We start from the raw sequence: 4142 nt of genomic DNA on the forward strand, positions 1-4142 counted from the left end.
TGGGACCACGGTCCCAGTTAAGGGGTTGGGACCACGGTCCCATATTAGGAATTTGAACCATGGTCTTGAAGAAGGTAAAGCAGGAAGATAACTACCGAATTAATGCTTGTTTTTCTTCGTAGCTAAAAGCTCAAGCATTTCTTCAAACTTCCCAATATCTTCCTCGGAAAGTTTGGAACGATCCAGGCTGATAATCACTTTATTTCCTTTATAACGCGCTGTTGCTCCAGGAATGAACTCACGCTTTTCTGGGGCCTGATTTACTTTCTTGCTGGAATCTTTAAGCAAGGCAGTAAGAAATTGAATTATTTCATCAGCCTCAAGTACTACACCTGCTTTTCTCTTCTCTGATAGCTCAAAAGCCCCATCGAGTAAACGAGCTTCGTTCTCAGAAAAGATTTTCTGTAAACTTTCGCCAGCCCTTGCGGAAAGCTCGCCTGGATGAGAGAAGAGGGCGATCACATCTCTTGGTAGCCTAGAAGTATTGATACATCTGGTTATGACTTTCCTTGAGATGTTTTCAGCATCGGCCAAGGCAGAGATATTTCCGTTAAATTCTTTTTCTAAACGTTGAGAATAACGCGTACCTCTTTCATAAGCACTTGTCGGTCTGTAATCATTTCCAAGTTTGCATAAAGCATCCATCTGTTCGTCATCAAGGGCACCAACGAGTATGCGATACTCAGTTGATGTAAAGATGGCAGTCATGCGACGGCGACTACCATCGGCAACTTCAATATGACCGTCGACCTTACGCCCAAACGCCGGATTTTGTTGGCCGGTAAGCAAGAACGATGGTATGAGATCGTCCAAAGCCTCTTCTATTAGAAAAGCTTGATCACGTTCATTACCAGCCCAGACCTTAGTTGAGCTGGCGACATCTGCACCGGGTATGGTCTCAAGAATAAATTTTACTTCTCGTCCACACACGGGAAGGGTAATAGTATTACCCTTTGCCATAGCGCCTACTCGAGCAATTAGTGTGTCTACCATAGGAGCTGCAGGGGCCGATACAGTAGTTACAGGAACGACTGAAGGAATAGATTTAGGGATGATAGGTGCTCGTTTCATTAGCGGATTTCCCAACGAGGTTTAATGAGACGGTCGAAAATTTCATTACAAACCGGCTCCCAAATTGCGAGCGCATTCCTCCATGCTCCAGTAGAAGAACGCTGATCAATTGCTTGTTCAAATACTGTTCGCATTCGAATTTGGCCTTTACCTACTTCATCCGTTTCGCGTACCACGTTTTTAAGAACCATGCTTCCCCATGCATCCCTGATTTGCTCTTCCATCCAAGGCGACTGGGAACCATTATTATTGTTATATTTAGTAAGCAAGATTCTGACATCTGGTTCAAAGCCTTGTAGATCTACATTCTTCAGCAAATCCCGGAGCATATCGAAAAATTGCAATGCAGAGGTATAGTCAAAGAGCTCAGCGGGGGTAGGGACTAATAACACGTCAGCAGCACATACAACGTTGATTGTGCCGATACCAAGATTAGGAGCACTATCGATAACAACAACATCGTAATCATGGGCTACCGTTTCAATGGCCAGCCTTAGCATCATGTGAGGTTCTGTCGGCAGCTTTCCTTCGTCGAAACGTCCCATCAACTCAGTTTCAATACGATGTAAGGCCAGACAAGAAGGGATGATATCAAGGCCAGGCCAGCAAGTTGGTTTTACCGCATATGAAGCATCATCTCGTTCACCGAGATAGAAGGGGAGGAGAGTATCTTCAGAATGAATATGTAAATCAGGAACCCAACCGTGATACATCGAGGCCGTCCCTTGCGGATCGTTGCCTTCGACTAACAGTACGCGAAGTCCTTTTAAAGCCAGATCCTGAGCAAGATGAACGGAGACAGAAGTTTTATAAACTCCACCTTTATGAGCTGCAACACCGATTACCGGAGGTAAGCTTTCATCTGGGCGACGGAGGCGGGTACTAAACACATCTCGCATGTGGTTTATTTGCTCAATGGTATAGCCAACGCGCTGTTCAACGCGTCCTCGTAATTCCATATCTGGATGCGGCAATCGTCCTGCTTTTTCAGCGTCACGAATAGCCTGGGATGAAACACCGATCAGGTCAGCTGCCTCACCAACTCGCCACCGACGGGTTATTTTTCTTGCTTCAGGGCTATCATCATTAAATTGAGCAATTGCGATGGCTTTCGTCATCTCATGTCCTGCTGCAATGCACTGGTTAAGCGTATCCATTAATCCCATTTGAAACCCCTTCAAATCAACTTTGCATAATTATATTAAATCTTGATAAAACAAGCAAAGCAACCAAAAATATGCAAACCCACTAAAAAAATGCAAAGTGCATCAAATCTTGCAAAGTTGATAACTTTTTAAACAGAATCCTTCAACTCATAAGAAAGTTTGAAAGTTTGAAAGTTTGAAATTACTGGACAACAATTAACTGCAAACCATTCAAAATGGTAGGGTATCTTTTTCGTATACCGAGCGGCCCTTTCCTCCTTGATGCAGACGAAACACTGTATACATGAGGGCAGGGCGGCTGAAAACAGTACTCATGACCTCTACAAAATGTAATTTTCATAAATGCATCACCCGCACTTATTGGGAATAACCTTCTTAATAGCCAGAATGATAAAGGTGGGTCATAGCATGCATAAAGTGTGTCGCAACATGCTTAGAAAAACGATCATCGGAGGATCTTAAAAATGTTGGGTATAAACATGAAAAAGTGGGCAGCGATATGCTAAAGGTGTGTCACAGCATGCGGGTCCATTTGGATTGGTACAAAAATCAACCTAACAAAACAGGCATGAATACTAGTGTGCCACGATAACATGTTATGACACACCTAAAATCATGATACGACCCACCATTACTGGATCGCCTGCATAATGTGACCCACCTTCTATGACCCCATTTCTTTGAGTTTTTTATTTCGCTTATGAATCAACACAGTTAGAGTTCGACCATCTTTAATAATGGAATACTCAATGTAGCCAATGACTTGTAGTTGCTTCAAAGCAGCCTTGATCAGCCGGTTCTGCTCCTTTACTGGAGAGGTCAAATTCAATCGCTCAATGATGCGATCAAATCTAATTGGGGCAGGGTTATCGGGCAGACTTGCTATGTAGGTATAGAGTGTCTGAGCAACTTCTTTACCTTTGAGCATATGGTAGGGACGCTTGCGCAGTAGGATGTTGTAGTCAATCTGGTACAGTTCATGGAGGCGCTCATCGGCCTGGAGCGTGATTGTATCGGACTCTCTCGTATACTTACCGCTCTTAAGGAGCTGAGTAAAAAATTTATCTCCAGTTTTCTTACTGTTGAATTGAACAGTCTTGGTACCAATCCGGGTAAGAGCATCAAAAATGGTGTCACGCAGACGTTTGTTAAACTGGCGAGAATCATACTGGCACAACGCGGCGAACTCAGTGAAAGGCAGCTCGATGGTATTTGATTTCAAGCCGTATTTACTGAAGGCACCAATAATGCCCATCCAGACGCTGAAGTCCGTTGATATGTTCAGTCGCTCACCAAAGATCCTGACTTCGTCATAACCTTCCTTACGGGCGAACTCAAGCTGGGAGAACGACGAAGAAACATCTATACCGGACTTCTGCCCCTTAGGAATTGCACGACTGGCAGGAACAAAGACACCCAGACGCAGTAAAATCGCTGGCTGAACTGATGAATTGTTTGTGACTGTTAATTGGTGTACCTCTCCTTCATTTGTAATTTGGGAGGGTATAAAATTGTTATCAGTCATATAGTTACACCACTGTGGTTAGAATCCATTCGAGGTTATCCACAAAAGGTGGATAGTTCGTTATTTGACATGATGCGACACACCATTTTGCATGTTATGACACACCAAGAGCATGATGTCACCCACTTTGCTCATGGCATGACACACCAATTACATGTTGCGACACACTTATTGCATAATACGACACACCCAAATCCTCTGAATGCCTTGTCTGACGTGGCTTGCAGCGATCGGGGATCTGTTTGGGACTATAAGGATCCATTTAGGATCTTCAATAGGATCGTGTTATAGGATCTAACCGGTGTATATGTTGATAACTTTTTGAGATCCGAGAGGATGAAAAGGGATAGTGCCCAAATAGCATAATGCCACTGAAAGTT

General features: G+C 43.7%; 3 protein-coding genes. All 3 read right to left on the reverse strand.

The window, feature by feature from the left end; all coding sequences use genetic code 11:
• Nucleotides 1-99: 99 nt before the first annotated feature.
• Nucleotides 100-1071, reverse strand: coding sequence for a ParB/RepB/Spo0J family plasmid partition protein (locus tag ACF8PE_RS21285; protein WP_103181186.1), 972 nt, complete (start codon nt 1069-1071; stop codon nt 100-102).
• A complete protein-coding gene (sopA, locus tag ACF8PE_RS21290) occupies nt 1071-2237 on the reverse strand; it encodes a plasmid-partitioning protein SopA (protein WP_103181187.1) in 1167 nt (388 codons plus the stop codon). The genes ACF8PE_RS21285 and sopA overlap by 1 nt, the downstream gene beginning before the upstream one ends.
• Before the next feature lie 664 nt (nt 2238-2901).
• Nucleotides 2902-3762, reverse strand: coding sequence for a RepB family plasmid replication initiator protein (locus tag ACF8PE_RS21295; protein WP_103181188.1), 861 nt, complete (start codon nt 3760-3762; stop codon nt 2902-2904).
• Nucleotides 3763-4142: the final 380 nt, after the last annotated feature.

The sequence above is a fragment of the Leclercia sp. GLN_9 genome, from assembly GCF_043105735.1.
Taxonomy (GTDB): domain Bacteria; phylum Pseudomonadota; class Gammaproteobacteria; order Enterobacterales; family Enterobacteriaceae; genus Enterobacter; species Enterobacter adecarboxylatus.

What these genes read in the sequence shown, in the direction of transcription:
- ACF8PE_RS21295 (WP_103181188.1), bottom strand. Translation starts at nt 3,762, where the DNA reads ATGACTGATAACAATTTTATACCCTCCCAAATTACAAATGAAGGAGAG.
- sopA (WP_103181187.1), bottom strand. Translation starts at nt 2,237, where the DNA reads ATGGGATTAATGGATACGCTTAACCAGTGCATTGCAGCAGGACATGAG.
- ACF8PE_RS21285 (WP_103181186.1), bottom strand. Translation starts at nt 1,071, where the DNA reads ATGAAACGAGCACCTATCATCCCTAAATCTATTCCTTCAGTCGTTCCT.